The 19,469-nt window shown below is 52.7% G+C and carries 14 protein-coding genes; 5 read left to right on the forward strand and 9 right to left on the reverse strand.

All coding sequences use genetic code 11. The annotated features are described in order from the left end of the window. Window positions 1–672 precede the first annotated feature (672 nt). Window positions 673–969 (forward strand): hypothetical protein, encoded by a 297-nt coding sequence (locus ACKWCC_RS16395; protein WP_413997049.1) that lies wholly within the window; start codon window positions 673–675, stop codon window positions 967–969. Window positions 970–1,105: 136 nt separating this feature from the next. Here ACKWCC_RS16395 and ACKWCC_RS16400 read toward each other — a convergent pair whose 3' ends face one another. The 4 genes from ACKWCC_RS16400 to msrA form a co-directional block, all read right to left on the reverse strand. Then, complete coding sequence (locus ACKWCC_RS16400; protein WP_413997050.1) at window positions 1,106–1,912, reverse strand: hypothetical protein; 807 nt, start codon at window positions 1,910–1,912, stop codon at window positions 1,106–1,108. A gap of 217 nt (window positions 1,913–2,129) precedes the next feature. Beyond that, on the reverse strand, window positions 2,130–3,314 hold the full coding sequence (locus tag ACKWCC_RS16405) for a Gfo/Idh/MocA family protein (protein WP_413997051.1): 1,185 nt from the start codon (window positions 3,312–3,314) through the stop codon (window positions 2,130–2,132). Between the two features lie 316 nt (window positions 3,315–3,630). Next, the gene (locus ACKWCC_RS16410; protein ID WP_413997072.1) at window positions 3,631–4,956 is read right to left on the reverse strand and encodes a 3-keto-disaccharide hydrolase; all 1,326 of its coding nucleotides are present in this window, start codon (window positions 4,954–4,956) and stop codon (window positions 3,631–3,633) included. Between the two features lie 119 nt (window positions 4,957–5,075). Next, on the reverse strand, window positions 5,076–5,747 hold the full coding sequence (gene msrA, locus ACKWCC_RS16415; protein WP_413997052.1) for a peptide-methionine (S)-S-oxide reductase MsrA: 672 nt from the start codon (window positions 5,745–5,747) through the stop codon (window positions 5,076–5,078). Between the two features lie 187 nt (window positions 5,748–5,934). Here msrA and ACKWCC_RS16420 point away from each other — a divergent pair, with 187 nt between their 5' ends. Further along, window positions 5,935–6,612: a peptidoglycan DD-metalloendopeptidase family protein gene (locus ACKWCC_RS16420; RefSeq protein WP_413997053.1), complete on the forward strand. Its 678-nt coding sequence runs from the start codon at window positions 5,935–5,937 to the stop codon at window positions 6,610–6,612. 184 nt (window positions 6,613–6,796) lie between these two features. Then, window positions 6,797–7,030 carry a hypothetical protein gene (locus ACKWCC_RS16425; RefSeq protein ID WP_413997054.1) on the forward strand — a complete coding sequence of 78 codons (234 nt, stop codon included), beginning with the start codon at window positions 6,797–6,799 and terminating at the stop codon, window positions 7,028–7,030. Between the two features lie 503 nt (window positions 7,031–7,533). On the opposite strand, the gene ACKWCC_RS16430 is transcribed toward ACKWCC_RS16425, so the two are convergent. Then, window positions 7,534–8,238 carry an arylesterase gene (locus ACKWCC_RS16430; RefSeq protein ID WP_413997055.1) on the reverse strand — a complete coding sequence of 235 codons (705 nt, stop codon included), beginning with the start codon at window positions 8,236–8,238 and terminating at the stop codon, window positions 7,534–7,536. 61 nt (window positions 8,239–8,299) lie between these two features. Between ACKWCC_RS16430 and ACKWCC_RS16435 the strand changes: the two genes are divergently transcribed. Both ACKWCC_RS16435 and ACKWCC_RS16440 read left to right on the forward strand, forming a co-directional pair. Then, window positions 8,300–8,989, forward strand: a complete 690-nt coding sequence (locus ACKWCC_RS16435) for an ABC transporter ATP-binding protein (protein ID WP_413997056.1) — start codon at window positions 8,300–8,302, stop codon at window positions 8,987–8,989. A gap of 47 nt (window positions 8,990–9,036) precedes the next feature. Then, on the forward strand, window positions 9,037–11,535 hold the full coding sequence (locus tag ACKWCC_RS16440) for an ABC transporter permease (protein WP_413997073.1): 2,499 nt from the start codon (window positions 9,037–9,039) through the stop codon (window positions 11,533–11,535). A gap of 1,109 nt (window positions 11,536–12,644) precedes the next feature. On the opposite strand, the gene tnpA is transcribed toward ACKWCC_RS16440, so the two are convergent. The 4 genes from tnpA to ACKWCC_RS16460 form a co-directional block, all read right to left on the reverse strand. Further along, window positions 12,645–13,097 carry an IS200/IS605 family transposase gene (gene tnpA / locus ACKWCC_RS16445; protein WP_413997057.1) on the reverse strand — a complete coding sequence of 151 codons (453 nt, stop codon included), beginning with the start codon at window positions 13,095–13,097 and terminating at the stop codon, window positions 12,645–12,647. Window positions 13,098–13,678: 581 nt separating this feature from the next. Beyond that, a complete protein-coding gene (locus tag ACKWCC_RS16450) occupies window positions 13,679–15,265 on the reverse strand; it encodes an amidohydrolase family protein (RefSeq protein ID WP_413997058.1) in 1,587 nt (528 codons plus the stop codon). A gap of 325 nt (window positions 15,266–15,590) precedes the next feature. Beyond that, window positions 15,591–18,104: a M14 family zinc carboxypeptidase gene (locus ACKWCC_RS16455; protein WP_413997059.1), complete on the reverse strand. Its 2,514-nt coding sequence runs from the start codon at window positions 18,102–18,104 to the stop codon at window positions 15,591–15,593. Window positions 18,105–18,187: 83 nt separating this feature from the next. Further along, window positions 18,188–19,402 carry a sensor histidine kinase gene (locus tag ACKWCC_RS16460; protein WP_413997060.1) on the reverse strand — a complete coding sequence of 405 codons (1,215 nt, stop codon included), beginning with the start codon at window positions 19,400–19,402 and terminating at the stop codon, window positions 18,188–18,190. Between the last annotated feature and the right edge of the window lie 67 nt (window positions 19,403–19,469).

Here is a 19,469-nt window from a genome sequence, read left to right on the forward strand (position 1 = left end):
AACAGAATCACCTCAGCACTCAAAGCGTTTGATGAATGCAAAATTGAAAGAAAGCAGTCAATTTTTGAGATTTTCTTAAATGTTCAAATTCCCAATAAGTAATGACCTAAAATTGCGACTTGCTTTTAGCTTACCGCGATGTGTGTTTTTTTAAACGACAGGAGCCCATTTGGTTTTTAAAATATCATCCATTACTATCATAGGCAGATCGGACAATCATTAACAAGAGACAGAACAAGAAAGAATAGGAGTAAAGTGTCAACTCAACGGTAAAAACCAAAAAGATAATGTAGCAAAATGTCTAAAAATGTAAGAAATGGACATAGCGGAAATTGATGGTGCGTTGAGCAAGTTTTTTGCCGAAACCCACCTGGTCGCAACCATAATCTTGATACGTAACATGGATTCAATTGAATAAAGTACCTTTATCATCCAGATACATTTTAAAATCATTTCCAATACTGCAACTTAAAAGTGTTCATCTCAAACCCAAAAAGAATGAAAACCTATTTCTTTATCCTTACGCTTGTTTGTATCAATTTATCTTGTGACAGGGATGCTCCGGAAGCATCTGATGAAGGGTTGGTGATTGGTGAATGGGTAGGCAGTTTAGAAATTTCGTTTTATGTTGATGGCACTCCCAAATCAAACCCTATTAGACCTTGCAAAGGATTGGAACGACTTATTTTCAGGGCAGACAACACCTTGAATTTCCAAGAATACGAGCCCTTTGGCGACAATGAGTGCCGTGTGGTGCCAGAATTTGCCAGAGAGGGCATTTGGGAAAGGCTAGGGAACGAAAAGTACAGGTTTGCCATGCTAAACGATGATGGTAGCGTGCAGCGCATCGTAGAACCGGAGGCGATCCGCTTTAGGGAGGATGGGGAAATCATGGCGGTGCAGTTCGATCCGGTCGTGGACAACGGCGTGGACTCTCCCTATTATTACGAGACCATCTTTTTCAGGTAATAGGGTGATGGATATCGATTGTCATTTAAGGAATCCCATTGGTTTTATATGAAACAGCATGCCCGTTCCAACAAATTTCCAAGCTGGAACGGGCTATTTATTGGCACTGCCAATAGGTTCAATATTTAGGTTGCTTTTATTTTCCTAGTGTTTCGTCCTCGAAGGTAAGGCTGATCACTTGATTGGTACGCCGTATTTCCACCGGAAATCCGTCCAGGTTATAGGTATAGGCGGTGGTGCAGGGATTGCAGGCCCAATAGATGTTGTACGAACGGTCTTCAATGCGGCTTTTCACCACGTTGTTCCGGTTCAGGGCTAAGGCTTCACTTAAAAAGAGGGGCAAATTTTTTTGGTAGTTTCGGCGCGTGTCATATTCCAGGTCAAAGGCCAGCTTTAGCACTCCGTCTTCATTGTACTGTTCCATTCTCCTTATGTTGCCGTCTTGCCAGGTATAGGTCTCGTGGTACTTGGCGGCAGTGGTGTCCGTTGTTTGAAAAGTGCTTTTCCGTTGCAGTTGGCCGTTGGCGTCATAGTCGTGTTGCTGCCATGATCCAAGTGTAAACCCACCCAACGGATCAGGGTGCAAATTATATATGCGCTCCACTGCTCCCGTGGCCGTGTAGGTAATGGAGTCCTTGTGGGCCAGGGATCCGGTAAAACCATTGTAATGTTGCAGCACCACGGGCTTGCCGTCCGTATAGGAGACAAGGGTTTTTGTGCCATTGGGAAATTGTTGGTCCCGTACTTCAACCAAGAGGCCATTGCCGTCATAAACGAGTTCTTCGGTCCGTTGCGCGTTGCCTTCGGCATAGGTGAGCATCACCAGTTTTGTGCCCCTGACATCCAGCACATCGTCTTCGGCACATGCCGCAACGAGCACAAAGGCCAGGGCACAGGCCAAGGGGCGGGCAAGGAATCTGCAACAGCGGGTTGTTTCTGGCATTGGCAAAAGGTTATGGCATGCTTTTTATGGTAAGATGTCTTCCGCACCAAAGGGTTGCGCCCCCCTGGCGAACTGCAGCTTAAAAAAAGGGACGGCCCTGGCGTGGTCTTGTGGTAGGTTTTTCCGCTTCTGCCGTGCTATTGGTCCGGATAGGAAAGAAGCAAGCCCGGACCTTGGCCGTAGCCTTGGTTCGCGGCCGCGATTGCCCTAGGGTACCTTATACCGCCAATTCTTGGTTCCATGACACCACCTTTTCGCCGTGCATGGCATCCAGGCCCATTTGTACGCACATGGCCGTCCGGGCGCCCGTGGTGCAATTTGAGATGGGCTCGGTGTTGTTTACAATGCTCGTTTGGAAGTCCACCAAGGCCTGTTTGCTGGGATCCATATGGGAGACATTGATGGGCATTCCCTTGCCCTGTTCCCAATTGGTGGTGGCACCGGCCACCCCATCTGCCTGGCCCATTTCCTTTTTGTAGGAACCCTCTGGGTGGAACCATGCGTTCGTAGGGCCTATGATGATGGTTCCTTTGTCCCCTATGCATTTTATTTTGTAGCCCTCCATGGCGTTGGTGGTTAGGCTGGTGAACTTTGCCCTTACTCCCTTGGGGTAACTGTAGGTAAGGTGCACGTTGTCATAGGTTTCCCTACCGTCTTTCCAATAATCCACCCCACCAAAACCAACCACTTTTTCGGGAACGGAGCCCAAGGCCCAGTTCACAAAATCGAGTTGGTGGGAGCACAGTTCGGCCACCAAGCCCCCGGAGAATTCCCGGTACATGCGCCAGTTGATGGCGCGCTCCATGGCCGGGTCCGGAACGGGCTTGCGCCAGTTGCCATTTCGGTTCCAATAACACTCAAAGGCCGTTGGCGTTCCTATTTTGCCATCGTTTATGAGTTCAATGATGTGGGCATACAGCCGGGAGCTGTGGTATTGGTGTCCCGTTTGAAAAACCTGGTTGCTGGCCTGGGTCTTTTTAACCAGGTTTTCTATGCCAAAATAGCCTTTGGCCAAGGTTTTTTCGCAATACACGTGTTTGCCGGCATCCAAGGCATCCATGGCGATTCGGGAATGGGTATTGAAAGGGGTGGCGATCAAAACGGCGTCCACGTCTTTGTTGTCCAATAGTTTGCGGTAATCCCGGTACCCTTTTGCCGTGCCGTTTACCGCTTTGAGGCCCTCTTCCAACCTAAAGGGCAAACTGTCGCAGCAGCCAACCACCTGCATGTGGTCTATTTCATTTATCAGGTAGGTCATTCCCGCCCCCCTGGCCCCGGTGCCTATGATGCCCATGTTCAGGGTTTCCAAGGGTTTTTTGGTGCTGCCCGTGGCGCTTAGGGGAAACCCGGTCAAGGCTGTTGTGGCCAGGGCACTTTTATAAACAAATGATCTTCTCTTCATAAATGTATTTTGGTTTTTTCAAAAGGGCTAAACAATCATCTTCATGTTTCTTGATCGTTGGGCACATTGGCAGTAACGCCCAGATGTTCGCGGCGCCAAACTTTGCGCTCTTCCATGGACCTTTGCCTTGAACCTCCCCTTTATGTCCTTATGGGGTCATTTCCATAATCGGGTGGCAAAAGATGGTATCATTTGCCAAAACCCTTTTTCTCAAGCACGGGCCGTCTTGGGATTGGTCGGGATGGCCCCGGTCCGGCCGTCCAACCCCGTGAAAGTGTTCTTTTTTTGAAGACCTTCCACAGCTAACGGACGGTTTTTAGTTCAGGGGTTTGATCTTAATGTTCTTGAAGGCCACGAGGTCCCCGTGGTCTTGCAACAGGATGTGCCCCCGGTCCGATTCCCCAAAGTTGGGCCAGTCCACATATTTGCTGTTGGCCACCAGCTCGCGGTATGCCGGGCTTTTGCGCTCGTATTCCAGTACTTTCATCCCGTTGAGGTAATGCTCCACCTTATTTTCCTTGGAGATGATGTGTGCCGTGTTCCATTCTCCCGGACCATTCATCGGTTTGTTGGGGTCGGCTTTGATCAGGTCGTACAGGGAGGCCACGGTACGGCTCCCCTCGTGGTTGCCCTCTTTGGCATCGGGGTGGCGGGCATCGTCCAATATTTGGTATTCCAGGCCAATGGAAGAACCTGGGCCCTTGTTCAGTTCGGGGTCCACATAATATTTAATGCCGCTATTGGCGCCTTCGGTGATCTTAAAGTCCACCATGAGCTCAAAATCCCCATATTTTTCTGTGGTGATGATGTCTCCCCCGGCTTCGGATTCCCCACCACCGGAGGCCAGTACGTAGAGCACGCCATCTTTTATTTCCCAGCCTTGCTCGGGGAAGCCGTCCAGTTTGGCACCGCGCCACCCTTGGGTGGTCTCCCCATCCCACAACATCTTCCAGCCCCTTTCCCTCTCTTGGCTGCCCAGGTCGTTTTTGGTGATGATGGGCGCCACTGGGGTGTTCCGGGAATATTTGTGCAAACTGTCTGTGATGATGCGGATGTTTTTCCATATAATGTCCGTTCCGGGCTCCTTGTCCGCCCTAATGCTGTGCACCTGCAGGGCAATGAACCCGGAGGCCGTGCGATCGTCTATGAGATGGGCCGCGGGCACATCGTTGATCCAGGTCTTTAGGGTGTCGCCAATGGCCTCTACGCGGTAGTGGTTCCAATCGTTCTGTTTAAAGGCCTGTTGTGCGGCGGGGTTGTTGTCCAAGGGATTCAACCAGCCCCTGCGGGCCTCGTCAAAAATACCGGCACTCCAGGCACGATCGGAGGGGTCTATTTCCACTTGGTAGCCGTGCACCCTGCCGTTCCTGTAGTGGGGCAGGCTATTGCTACGGATCTGGATGCCGGAGTTCATGCTGGAATCTACCTTGTATTCCAGCTCCAAAATAAAATCCCCGTACATTTTCTCCGTGGTCAAAAAGGAGTTTGGCGTGTTGGACACCGTGGTGCCCACAATGGCGTTGTCCTTTACCGTATAGATGGCCTCACCGCCCATTTGGGTCCACCCGTTCAGGGTTTCTCCGTCAAAAAGGGGCTTCCATGGTGCGGTATCCTTGGGTTCCCCTGCGCAGCCCATTAACATGACGGAGCTGCACACAATGGTAAAGGTCTTTTTCCACTTTGATATCATAATGTGTTTTTTTTGGGTTGATGTATAAAAAAACGCCTTATAAAAGGCGTTTAAATATACTGCTTTTGGGATTAATGGGTGTCTGGTTCTTTCAGGTACTCCCCGAAGTTTTCCTTGAAACGGTTCAACCTGGGCACCGAGACGTTCCTTACATAGGAGTTGTTGGGGTTCTTTCTTTCGTAATCCTGATGGTATTCCTCTGCACGGTAAAAGACATCCAACGGTCTTACCTCGGTGGTAATGGGGTCTCCCTCATAGACGTTTTGATCTTTGAGCGCTTGGATATAACCCTCAATGATCTTTTTTTCGCGCTCGTTTTCATAAAACGCCACGGAGCGGTATTGCGGCCCGCGGTCCGGCCCTTGCCGGTTCAGGGTGGTGGGGTCGTGGGAACCAAAGAAGACCTGCACCAACTGGGTAAAGGAGATCACCTTGGGATCGTAATAGACCTTGACCGCCTCCGCATGGCTGCTCTGTCCGGATGCCACGCTCTCGTAGGTGGGGTTTTTTTCGGTGCCCCCCGCATAGCCGGACACGGCTTCCTTGACCCCTTTTACGCTCTCAAAAATGGCCTCCACGCACCAGAAGCAGCCACTGGCAAAATAAGCGGTTTCGTATTGGTCCAATTGTTCTTGGGTCAGTTTTACCGCTTCGGCTTCCTCGGCAACAGTCTGTGCCGTGGCGGGTGCCTGTTGGTTGGGGCTGCCCTTGCAGGCAAGGCCCAGGAAAAGGGCCAATCCCAATCCCCATGTTTTTGAGTTATGCATCATCACAATTTTATGGTTTTGTCGCCAAGTTACAAAGTCCTTGCACCATCTAAGGTTAAAAAATGTTAAGGCAGCGGGCCTTTTTGGGCTGCATGGCCTAACCTTTGGCGGATGGGCCTCGTTTAACGTTCACGATCCAAGCAAATGATTTAATTTTGGAACCATGATGGAAGGGGCGTCTTTTTTTTCCGGTATGGGCCGTACCCCCAGGGTATTGGATGCTGGCATTCCCTTGAGCCGTTATGTGCCACTGGACCTTTCCGTGGACAACCGGGAACTGGCCGTGGTGAACATTACCGACCCCGCGGCCTGTGAAGCTTACGTTGCCCAGGTTTTACAGGAGAACAACGGCACGGTGGCCTACGGTGGCTATCTGGAACGCCGCAACCTCTACAGGGACAAGACGCAATTTGGTGATGGGGCCGGCCCCGCACGCAACATTCATTTGGGGGTCGATTTTTGGTGCACCGCCGGTACCTTGGTGCTGGCGCCCTTGGATGGAGCGGTGCACAGCTTTCAGAACAATGGGGGCAAGGGAGATTATGGACCCACGCTCATCTTGGAGCATCGGTACGCCGGTACATCCTTTTTTACACTCTACGGTCACCTGGCCACTGCTTCTTTGGAAGGACTTTTTGTGGGCAAGCCCTTTAGGGCCGGGGAGCCCTTGGGCGCCTTGGGCACCGCCAAGGAGAACGGCAACTATGCCCCCCACCTTCATTTTCAACTGATCTGGGACATGGGCGATCTACGGGGAGATTATCCCGGGGTGGCTTCCCAGGCCGATCTGCATTTCCATCGGAAAAATTGTCCCGACCCCAATTTACTGCTCAAATTGTAAGCGCGGTCTCCGTTGAAATACCTCCTTTCCCGATAAGCGGTTTTTGGCCGGGCATACGTTCATCGAACAATTTTTACAGCTTGTCCGATTCTTTGTCGTTTACCGAAAAATGGGCGTTTTTCGGCGAATGACATCCCCTTTGCACACCCCCTGTGGCGTTCTTTATATGTAATAAGCGAACGTCATGAAAACAATTACCACACTTCTTTTTATCCTCTTTATTGGGTTTGGCGCCCAAGCACAAAAGCAGATGGAAAACAAGGTTGCCACTGTTGCCATGGGCATTGTGACCCAAACGAGCCATACCGCTGCCCTAAGCAAGAAAAATGACGTGGCCCGGTTGTACCGCACCAAGAACTACCGGGTAAAAAAGGCCCTTTCCTTTACCACCAAGCGCAACAGGGCCAAATTGGCCTAATTCCATTTCCCCGTTGAAAATCAGTCGATAAATGGCTTCTTTTTAGGCCCTGCTTCAAAATAAAAACAAGCCGTAGCTGGGCTATGCCCGGTTTTTCTTTTTCCAAGGCCAGGAAAACAATTCAGTTTCTTTGGCCACTTTTCATAAAGAAGGGGTTTACTTGGGACAACCTGCCCAAATAGGCGAGAGCACACTTGGGGATTGCTTGTGGACTACGCCCGTATGGTGTTTTTGTGGTGGGCGATGAAATCAAAATAAACAGGGTAGAGCGGTTCTCCCTGCGGGACTACCCAGCGTCCTTTCCTTTTTTTTTTTCAAAGACGATAAATAAAATACAGGGGAATGAGGGTGAGGGGGCCGTAGGTCTCCATCGCAACGCTGTACACCACCACACCCACTAGAAAACCAATGATGAGGGCGTGCCACATGGCATCCCTTTTTTTGTTTTTGTCTTTTGGCAGATGTTCCACAGGGCTTTATGGATTTTTAACGTGTGCCATGGCTTAGCCTTGTTTTTCCTGCAGCAAAAGGGGGCTCAGCACCTCCCAAACATTCTCTGCCACAATTTTTTGGCCCGCTGCGTTGGGGTGGATGCCGTCTTCCAGGTTCAGTTCCGGATTTCCGGCCACGCCCTCCAATAAAAAGGGGATAAGTGCGGTTTCTTTCTCGTTGGCAATTTCGGGGAACATGCCCCTGAACTCCGTGGTGTATTCCGGACCCATGTTGGGGGGGATCTGCATGCCGGCCAATACCACCTTTACCCGGGGATACTTTTTCCGTACCAGATCGATCATGGCCCGCAGATTGGCCCTGGTCTCGGAAAGCGGAATGCCCCTAAGGCCGTCATTGGCACCCAGTTCCAGGACAAATATGGCCACCTCTTGGTTAAGCACCCATTCCAAACGGTTGCGGCCCCCCGAGGTGGTTTCCCCGCTGAGGCCGGAATTGATGGCATTGTAGGGCAGCCCCAGGGAATCCAATTTTTGCTGGATCAGGTTGGGGAAGCCTTCCGCCGTGTCCAGACCGTAGGCCGCCGTGAGGCTGTTGCCAAAGAACAGGATGTTCTGTTTGTCCTGGGAAGCCACCGGTTCTTCCACGACGGCGCCGTTTTCCGGATGCTTCCCGGCCTCCTTGGACTTTGGGCTTTCCCCACAGCCGCAGAGAAGGGCAAACATCAAAAAATAACGAAACTTTAATAGTTTAGGCATGGGGTACTTTTCTTTTAGTGAAAATCATTTGTTTATTTTGTGGGTTTGGTAAAAACCAGCTATGACAAAGATATTAAACGTAAGCAAGCTCACGAAGCGGTACAGCAGCGGCACCAAGGAACTTACCGTATTGGACACCATCTCTTTTTCCATTGATGCCGGGGACACCTTTGCCATTGTGGGCCCATCGGGCAGCGGCAAGACCACCCTTTTGGGCCTCTGCGCCGGGCTGGACCGGGTCAGTGAAGGCGAGATCACCCTTTGTGGCAAGCCCTTGAGCACCCTGGACGAAGATGGCCGTGCCCAGCTCAGGAACGATAAGGTGGGCTTTATTTTCCAGGATTTTCAGCTGCTTCCCACGCTTACGGCGCTGGAAAATGTGAGCGTGCCCCTGGAGCTGCGCGGTGATGCCAATGCCAACCAGGTGGCCCGGGAACTTTTGGAGAAGGTGGGCCTGGCCAAGAGGCACGATCATTACCCCACCCAACTATCCGGGGGGGAACAGCAGCGGGTGGCACTGGCAAGGGCCTTTTCCAATGCCCCCGAGATCCTCTTTGCCGATGAGCCCACCGGCAACCTGGACGAGGAAACGGGGGAGAAGGTCATTAAGCTGCTCTTTGACCTGAACAAGGAAATGGGCACCACCCTGGTCATTGTTACCCATGACCTGGACCTGGCCGCCATGAACCATAAAGTGCTGCGCCTAAAGGGCGGTAAGATCGTGGCCAACGAAACAAGCGTGGCCTCGTGAGCACTCCCACCCCAACCAAAGGGGCCACCACGGCGTGGCTGTTCAAGATGGCCTGGCGCGATGGGCGTGCCAGTGGCAAGCGCTTGCTGCTGTTCATGGCCTCCATTATCCTGGGCATTGCGGCCGTGGTGTCCATACAGTCTTTCAGCGACAATCTGGAGCGCAACATTGCCCTGCAGAGCAAGGCCCTTATGGGTGCGGACTACCGTATAGACGGCAACCAAGCCGCCAATGAACGGGTGCGGCAGGTGATGGACTCCCTGGGCGGGCCGGATGCCACGGAGGTGCAGTTTGCCTCCATGGCCGCCTTCCCATCAAAGGGTGCCACCAAATTGGTGCAGGTGCGCGGGGTGGAAGGCGGGTTTCCGTTCTACGGGGAGCTCGAGACCCAGCCCCTGGATGCGGCAGACCACTATTTGGCCCGTAACGGCGCCCTGGTGGATGCCACGGTCATGGTACAGTTTGATCTTGCGGTGGGAGATAGCGTAAAGCTGGGCACCACCAGCTTTCCCATTGTGGGGTCCCTGATTTCTGCCCCCGGCAGCACCGGGATAGGCACTTCCGTGGCACCGCCCATATTTGTCCCCTTTTCGGCCATGGAGGCCAGTGGCCTGTTGCAAAGGGGCAGCCGGTTGCGCTATAACTATTATTTCAAGGACCCGGAGGCCGATCTGGAGGCCTTGGACACCGAGCTGGATCCCATCCTGGATGCGGAAAATGCCGATATGGACACCCATACGGCCACCAGTGAGCGCTTGGGGCGACGGTACCAAAACGTGGGCCGATTTCTAAATTTGGTGGCCTTCATAGCCCTTTTGTTGGGGTGCGTGGGCATTGCCAGTTCCGTGCACATCTACATCAAGGAAAAGTTCAGGTCCGTGGCCATTCTAAAATGTTTGGGCGCCAGCAGAAAGCAGTCCTTTTTCATCTATCTCATCCAGATTGCCGGCATGGGCCTCATTGGCGGTCTGGTGGGCACCGGCTTGGGGCTGTTGTTGCAACTGTCCTTTCCCTTGCTGCTACAGGGGTTTTTGCCCTTTGAGGTGGTCATTTCCACCTCCTACCAGGCCATTTCCGTGGGCTTGTTGTTGGGGGTCTTCATGTCGGTTTTGTTTGCCCTTTCGCCCTTGGTGAACACTTGGTTCGTGAGCCCCTTGCAAGTGCTGCGGGCACAGGAAGATGTGGGGGCGGCCTCGCGTCCCGTGAAAGGGGCCATTTTAACCGCCGTGGTGCTGTTTGTGTTCTTCTTTGCCCAGTGGTTGTTGGGCAATGTGCGCTATGCCCTTGGCTTTGTGGCCGGCATCCTTGTTACCTTTGCCGTTCTCAGTGGGACCGCCGCCTTTTTTATGAAGGGCATTAAACGCTATTTTCCGGAAACTTGGAACTTCACGGCCCGGCAGAGCCTGCGCAATCTCTTTAGGCCCAACAACCAGACCGCGGTGTTGATCTTGGCCATAGGCATTGGCAGTTTCCTGATCAGTACGCTTTACTTTACCAAGGACTTTCTCCTGGCCAAGGCCAATGTGGAGACCGGGGCCAACAGCCCCAACATTATTTTGTTCGATGTGCAGACGGCACAGAAAGAGGCCGTGGCCAACACCATTGCGCCCAAGGGCCACCCCATACTGGCCAACATTCCCATTGTGACCATGCGGATGGAGCGCATCAAGGATCGCAGCGTAAACGACCTTAGGCAAGACACCACCGTACAGATCAACAGGTGGGTGCTAAACCACGAGTTCAGGGTTACCTACCGGGACAGCCTCTTGCCCGGTGAAACGGTGTTGGAAGGGGAGTGGACGGGCAGCGCCACGATGGATGCCGCCATTCCCATATCCATCTCCGAAAATGTGGCCAGGGACGCCCAGGTCACGGTGGGAGACACCCTGCTCTTTAACGTACAGGGCACGCAGATGGAAACCGTGGTGGGCAGCATCCGGCAGGTGGACTGGGGGCAGATGCAGCTCAATTTCAATCTGCTCTTTCCCAAGGGCATCCTGGAAAAGGCGCCACAGTTTCACGTGCTCACCACCAACGTGCCCAGTAAAGAGGCCTCCGCCAGCCTGCAACAGGAACTGGTGCGCAAATTTCCCAACCTCTCCATCCTGGACCTCCGGCAAGTGATCACTTTGGTGGAGGGCATTTTGGACAAAATTTCCTGGGTGATCAGCTTTATGGCCTTTTTTAGCATCCTTACCGGCATCATCGTGCTCATTGGCTCGGTGCGTAACAGCAAGTACCAGCGCATTCGCGAAAGTGTATTGCTGCGCACCTTGGGCGCACAGAGCGCACAGATCGTTCGCATCACGGCCCTGGAATATCTGTACTTGGGACTTTTGGGCAGTGGCGTTGGCATACTGCTTTCCCTTTTTGGCAGCCAGCTCTTGGCCTATTTTGTCTTTGACACCCCTTTTGTGCCCTCTTGGGTGCCCTTTGTCATTGTACTGCCCGGCATTACCCTTTTGGTGCTGCTCATTGGCGTGTTCAACAGCCGCAGCGTGTTGCGCAGTCCGCCCCTGCAGGTACTCCGAAAAGAAGGAAGTTAGAGGGAGTACGGTGTACTGAGTATTAAGTACTGAGTATTGAGTACAAAGTATTAAGTACAAAGTATAAAGTATCAAGTACAGTATCTTGATTCTTGATTCTTGCCCCTTGTCTCTTTTTTCCCGGCCTAGGTGCTGGTCTTGGGTTGAAGTACCATTTTTTTCGTTCAGTTGTATCCGTGCGCCCACACCTTCATCGATGTTTGCAGACGGGTTGTCCAAGGGCTTTTCAGAGACCGAAAAAAAGACCGTTTTGGCCGACCTTCCTGTTGGTTCACAAAGGCCGAAGCTATCTTTAGGATAAGGTAATACCATTTCCCAATTGAAAATAAGCCGATAAATGGTTTCCTGTTACGCCCTTCTTCAAAATAAAAATAAGCCGTTGCCGGGCCATACCTGATTTTTCTTTTTCACAGGCCAAAAAAAATAATTTAATTTCTATGGCCGCATTATAAACAAGAACTGGTATAAGTCCTCCATTACCAGATTGTACAGGCCATCTTTAAGCTCCTGCCAAGCGGTATTGGTTGCCAGGTCCATAGCGGTGCCCCAAGCCGGCGCGCGTGTCACGCGTATGCGCTTCCAGGCTCCTCTTGCGCCTTTTAGTGTCCTCTGCTTGCGCTGTGGTCCCTGCCTTTTTTTAAGAAACGCCTTTAGAGGGACATTGTTGCGCATTGTTTTGGGTTGCCTACCACAACGCCCCGTTTTCCCAGCTTCTTCTTGCTCCGATACCTGCTCACTGGATAAGGCACCATTGTGCGCCGTGCGATATGGGCTACCCCAACAGTGCCGGCGCCATCAGCGTCTTGAAATACTGATCAATGGAAAACGCTTTAAACATTATGTTTCGCAAACTGCTTACAAGATGTGGTACGGGCCTGACGCTGGGACCAGCGGGGGCATAATCAAGCACCTAATTTTGCAAATAAAGCCGAATGGAAAATCTGATAGGATTTTGGTGAGTAGGCTCGCACCAATCAATTAATTTTATGCATTATTGGTAAATGGCTTTGTTTTCAAGACCACTCCCGAAGGGATGTTGTTCGTTAAGGTGGGACGAATTCCTGACAAAATAGCGAATAGCTGCGTAAGGCCCTGAAAGGCCGATATGATCAATCCCAAACATAGTCCTCATTATAATCAACAATATACTTGGTCAAAAAAGCGCGGTACTCTTCTTTAAAATCTTTCTTGCGGTGGTGTTCATGCTGGTTTTTAATGTAGCTTATCACAACATTGACCTCTCTTGGGTTTACCGAAAAGGCACCATATCCATCTTGCCAAAAGAAATTGGCCAAACTTTTATCTTTCGTTTTTATCCATTTGCTGGAATGGGCTTTTATTTTTTGCACTAAAGTCATCAGGGCTACTTTTTTACTGAGCATACATAAAATGTGAATATGGTTAGTATAGCCGCCAACGATTAAAACAGGGCACTCTAACTCCTTACATACGCCACCGATGTAAGCGTGCAGTTCTTGTTCATAGGGAGGGAATATAAGGTCTTCTCTATACTTTGTGCTGAAAACGATATGTATGTAGTTCTGTACTAGTGACTGTCCCATGCTTTAATATCGCCCTTTCAGGGCTTTTTTTGGTGTTTACGGAAAAAGTACTTCGGGCTTTCCTTTCGTATGGCGTCCCTTCGGGACTTTTTTCCTTTCTTCTACTTCTGTCGGAAGCACTTCGTGCTTTCCTGTTGTATGGCGTCCCTTCGGGACTTTTATCCTTTCTTCTACTTCTGTCGGAGGCACTTCGTGCTTTCCTTACGTATGGTGTCCCTTCGGGACTTTTTTTGGTGTTTACGGAAGAAGTACTTCGTACTTCCTTGTTGTATGGGGTCCCTGCGGGACTTTTTTTGGTGTTTTGCCCAATCCCGAAGGGATGACATAATAACGCATAGGATAAAATCCTATGAAAAAATGCTAAATCCAATAATTTAACCCTGAAAGGGTGCTGTAATCTTTCCGTAGCAGTCTGTGCTGCGGTTGCACCAATTGCATGCGCCCGGGCCCGCGTTAGGGATAGGAGCGGAAAGCCCACAGCGAGGCACGAGCGCGGACTTGCAGCGCATAGCCCGGCCCGCAGGGAACGCCCAAAGTCCCCAGGGGCACCTGCCCTGTGCGTTGCTCCTTGCCGGGCCGCCCTACTCTTGGATGCCGGGTTGGCGCAGGGTATAGTTGGCCTGGGCCTTGGCTTGGTCCACCTGGCGCTTTACATCGGCCAGCAGAGCCTTGGCATCATAGACGATGCCGTCCTTGATGGTGTACTTTACCCCGCCGTGGCGCACCACTTGGTTGTTCTCCGTGAGCTTGATGGCACCGGTGCCGTAGAGCACTTTCAGGTTTTTTAGGGGGTTGGCGTCCACCACCACAAAATCTGCCAATTTGCCCACGGCCACCGTGCCTATTTCTTGGTCCATGCCCAGGGCCTCTGCCCCGTTCAGGGTGGCGGCGCGGATCACCTCCAGCGGGTGGAAACCGGCCTCGCGCAGGAGTTCCAGCTCACGGACGTAGGCAAAACCGTAGAGCTGGAAGATGAAGCCGCTGTCCGATCCCGCCGTAACGCGGCCGCCGCGGTTCTTGTACTCGTTCACAAAGGTCATCCACAGCCGGTAGTTCTCTTTCCAGGCCACTTCCTGCTCGGTGCCCCAGTCATGCCAGTAGGAGCCGTGCGATATCTTGCTGGGCTGGTAAAATTCCCACAGGGAGGGCAGGGTGTAGTCTTCATGCCATTCTGCCCTTCTGGCGCGGTGCAGGTCGCGGCTGGCCTCATAGATGTTAAAGGTGGGGTCCAGGGTAAAGTTGAGCTCCAGGAGCTCGTCCATGACCTTGTTCCAGTGGTCCGAGAAGGGTGGTGCGGCCTGCTGCCAAAGGTTCCCGGCATTCTCAAAACGGTGCTGTTCGTTCTGGTAGTTGTAGTCCAACGGATAGTCCTGTACGGTCCGATCATCAAAAAGGGCCTCGGGAAGGCCGTACCAGTGCTCCATGGAGGTTAGGCCGGCCCGGGCGGAGTGCAGCACGTTCCAACGGGCCACGCTGAGCTGGGCGTGGTGGCAGGCAGAGCCCAGCCCCAGTTTTTTGTTCTCGTCCAGGGCGGCGGCCATGATCTCGGGTTCGGCCCCGAAGAATTTAATGCCGTCCGCGCCCTTTTTGGCATTGGCGCGCACCCATTCCCGCGCTTGTTCCGGGGTGGCAATGGGCTGTCCGTTCAGGGGATCGAAGGTTTCGCTGGTCTGCCCAAAGCCGGTATAGGCAAGGATGCGGGGCGCCACGATCTCATTCTTGGCGCTCTTTCGTTTCAGGTCCATGGCAAAATCCACGCCGCGGCCACTGGGCTCGCGCACGGTGGTGATGCCGTGGGCCATCCAGAGTTTAAAGACATAATCCGGTTCTGCCCCCTGGGAGGTGCCGCCTATGTGGCCGTGCATGTCCACAAAGCCGGGCATGAGGTACATGCCGCTGCAGTCCAGCTCCTTTCCGCCCGGCCTCAGTTTGGGCCGCCGGCTTTCTTTTATGGGCACCCCTGGATAGCCCACCACGGCCACGTCCGTTATGCGGTTCTTTTCCACCACAATGTCCACCGGGCCCAGTGGGGGCGCCCCGTTGCCGTTAATGAGCATGACGCCGCGGATGATGAGTTGGTCATGGGGGCCGTCTCCCTGGGCAGATTGGGCAAAGAGCATTGGGGCCGTAAACAGGAGCAATAGGGCAAGCAATTGGTTGGTTTTCATGTTGATGTATGTTGTTGGTTATGTATTTATGGATCGGTGGATAAACACGTATTCATGGATCAAGTTCACTATCTGATGATCATTTAAACAAAAATTTTACTGTTGTCAGTTCGGGCGCCCGCCTGCCGGAGGGTGATCTAGCCGAGAACTTTTCGCCAGGCAAAGGAGGCTTCGACTACCTGCCCGTACCGAAGGGCACATTCGGGCGGGCCTGCCTCGACTCCAATTCAGGCGGGCGCTAAGCCCAACATGCTGGCTATAACTCAATTTATGATGGGTTACCTTGTACTGATTTCTATTTTTTCTTTTTTTGTTGCTTTCCTCTTTATTCGGGCACCCCGATCTTATCGCCAAAGAACAGGGCGTTAAGGAAAAGTTTGTTGGTGCCGTACCAGGAGCCCCTGAAATTGGGATTGTCCGCAAAGAGCACCACGCGGCCCTTGCCCACCTTGTCCACCACCAGGGAGGCCGAGGGTTTTAGAAAGGTCTCCATGTTCTTTTGGCTGATAAAGCCATCTATGTGCGGTTCTGCGGTGTATTTGCCCACCGTGGCGTAGGGATTGGTGCTCGGGGCCAGCCAAACGGTGTTGTTCTTGTACACTGGGATCTCATTGTCCACATAGCCATAGCCCAGGGGATGGGTGCGGTCCAGGGCCACCTTCACGATGATGCCGCCCACGCGCTCCCTGCCCAGGTGTTCCGGTGCCTCCACGTAGGGCAGGCGTTTGGCCCGTTCGGTACTGTCCTTGGGGCTTTCGGTGAGCTTGGTTTGCACCACTTTTTTCTGCACGGCCCATTCGCTGGCGGTGCCAATGGTGATGAGGGTATTGCCCTTGGCCACCCAATCCTTTATTCTCTGCACTTGCTGTCCGTTGAGGTCATAGTTGCCGCTCACCATGACCAAGGTGTTGTAGCGGTCCAGACTGGCGCGGCCCAGATTGCGCATTGGAATTTTGGTAATGGGCATGTGCACGCGGGTGTCCAGCAAGTGCCAGACCTCTCCCGCCTCGTAAGAGCGAACGCCGTGGCCAATGAGCATGGCGGCCCTGGGCCGTTTTACGGCGGCCAGATGCCTGCTGCCCAGATCCACCCCTTCCAGGTTCAGTCCGGTGTCCACGGCGGTGATGGGCACCTTAAATTGTTCCTGGGCCTCGCGCACCAGGCGGTGAACGGCTTGGGCATCCCTTTTTTGGAGGGACACGGCAATGAGGATGGCCCCGTAGTTGAACTGCTTTTTGCCACCTTGGTAGGGCACCGCAAAGGGCTTTTGGGCCACGGAGGCCACCAGGCCGTTCCGTTGCAGAAAATGCAGTGCGGCCGGGGCGTTGTAGTCGTTCCAGTCCATGAGATAGGCATATTCCGATCGGGACACGGGGGCCACTGGCACCAAGTTCTCCGTACCGGTTACCCGTTCGCCAAGGTCCAGGGTGGTCACGGGGCGGTACTTCATGTTGTAAAAATTGGCCACGGACCAGGCGGAGGCATCGTAGTACACGCTGTCCCGGTACTTGTCATAGGTCTCGAACATGGTCTGCACCATACGGTATTGGGGCTGTTTGGTGGGCACCACGTAGGTATCGCCGTTTTTGTGCACCTTTATGCGGTGCAGCAGCAGCTTGTCCACAAAGGCCTTGGTACGGTTGGGGTCCTGGGGGTCGCCAAAGGCATAGCCCTTGATCTTTTCCTTGGAGGCCCTGGCAATGGCACTTTTGAAGAAGTCTTGTTGGTACTTGCGCAAGTATCCTTTGTTGGCCACGGCGGTGGCCACGGTGGTGATGCTGCTCACATATTGGTTCCGGATGGTAAAGGCAAAGGTGATCTCCCCAAAAGGTGTGGTCTGGCGGTGGCCCCGGGAGCTGGCCTGTTCAAACAAAAGTCCCAGGCCGCCCTGCAGGTCGGGGTAGGAGGAGCCGTAGCCGGGGTAGGTGCCATCAAACACTTCCTTGGTAAAGTAGAGGGAGCCAATACTGTCCAGGGACTTGGCAAAGGCCGCCCCAAAAAGGGTGTTTAGGTCTTCGTAGTTTTCCTTGGGCATGATCGGGTCCCAGGAGCCGTTGGGCTTCATGGGCTCAAAAAAATAGGTGCTCTGCGTGCCCATCTCGTGGAAGTCGGTCACCACATTGGGATACCAGTTGTGGTACCATTGCAATTTGCCGCGGCTCTCCGGGTTAATGCCCAGGAGCCAGTCCCGGTTTAGATCGAACCAGTAGTGGTTGGTGCGCCCTCCCGGCCAGTACTCATTGTGTTCCGCATCCTGTGGGTCTGCCACCTCGGGGTCTCCCTGGTACATGTTGGCCCATTGGGTATGGCGGTCCCTGCCGTCCGGGTTTATGGTGGGGTCCACGAAGAGCACGGAATGCTCCAAGTGCCCCAAGACCTCCGGGTGCTGGCTGGCCACATAGGTATAGGCGGTGAGCAGTGCCGCCTCCGAACTGCTGGGCTCATTGCCGTGCACACTGTAGGCCAGGTTAATGAACAGGGGCACTTCTTCGTAATTGGTGGGCGATCGGTCGGGGTCTGTAAAGGCCAAGTGCTGTTCCCTAAGGCCGTCCAAATTGGCCAGGTGTTCCGGGGTGCCCACGGTGAGCATCAACAACCTGCGGCCCTCGTGGGTTTTTCCGTAGTCGTGCAGCATGGCCCGGTCAGAAACTTCGGCCAATTTTTCAAAGTAGGCCACAATGCGATCGTGGCGGGTGTGGTGGTCCCCTATGGCGTAGCCCAAAAAGGCTTCCGGTGTGGGCACATTTGGATCAAAGGGGCGGTACTTTTCGTAATAGTAGTCCTGGGCCTGGGCCGTGGTGCCCACAAAACAGAGGGCAAGGAGCATTTTTTTTAGCATGAAGGCTGTTGTTGGTTTCTGCCTAAATATAAGAATTCCTGGATAAAACAAGGACAGGAAACCGCTCGCCAAAAGGGCTTGCCCTAGGCCACAGGGGAAAGTTGCTGCGTTATTTCCTGAAACCGGATAATGTAGTGGGTGCCTTTTTTGGTGGGGTCTTTTTTTATGGTGCCCCGGAGCTGGCGGGTTAGGTTGTTTATGAGCTTTAGCCCCAGGGACTTGGTGTTTTTATGGGTGATGCTGTCGGGAAAGCCCATACCGTTGTCCCCAATCGTAAGGAGGTACCCATTGCCCATTTCTTTTTTTAGTGCAATGCGTATTTCCCCTTCTTCCATGTCCTTTAGGCCGTATTTTAGGGAATTGGTCAGGGCCTCGTTGATCAATAGACCCAAGGGGATGGCGGTATCAATGCCCAGCTTCACGTCTTGGATGTCCAAGATCAGCCGCACCTTGTTCTCCAGGCCCTTGATGGACCGTATCAGGTAATTCCCCAATTCCTGCACGTAGGTCTTGTAGGCTATGTGGGCGGTATCTTGGCGCATGTACAGCATTTCATGCACCATGGCCATGGAGATGACCCTGTTCTGGGTGTTCTTGATGATGGATTTCATTTTCTCGTCCTCCATGTTCCTGGATTGCAGGCTGAGCAAGCTGCTCACCGTCTGCAGGTTGTTCTTTACCCTGTGGTGCACCTCCATGAGATGGGTCTCTTTGTCCTGCAACTGTTGCTCCAGCTCCATTTTGGATTTGTACAGTTTGTGGTGGGTGTTCAACAGGTTTTTGCCAAAGACGTTGCCCAACAGGTAAAAGGAAAAGAGCACGGAACACAGGTTAAAGATGTTTCGGGAGCCCTCCGGGACCACATTTTCCACAAAGCTGAAATCTGGGATGCTCTGTGAAAAGATGAAGATCACCAGCAAAAAGATAAAGTTGAGATAAATCTGGCCAAACCTTCTGGTGGTCATGTATGCGGCAAAGACAATGAGAGCCAAGGTAAAGATAAAGGCACTGTTTATGCCGCCGGTGTAAAGCGTGATGATAAAGGAGGTGATCAGGGCCATCGTGGATGCCGTGAGGTAGAGCACTCCGTAGGAACGGTGCTTCTGGTAGGCCAGGGTATTGATAAGGTTCAAGACCCCAAAAATAACGAAGGCATGAGGCACAATATGGGTAATGCCGAGGGCAAAATAGCACAAGAGGCCAAAGATGATGGAGAGGGCCCCAGAAACATAATTTAAATTTTGAACGAGCCTTACCTTGTTCTTTAGACGTTCTGTATCATCTTTTATCTGGTACATGACCTATGGGTTGGAACCTGTAGAATGGTTGTGTTAGTGGCGTAAAACTACTTACATTTATGCAATT

It is taken from the genome of Maribacter aquimarinus (genome assembly GCF_047345505.1).
Taxonomy (GTDB): domain Bacteria; phylum Bacteroidota; class Bacteroidia; order Flavobacteriales; family Flavobacteriaceae; genus Maribacter.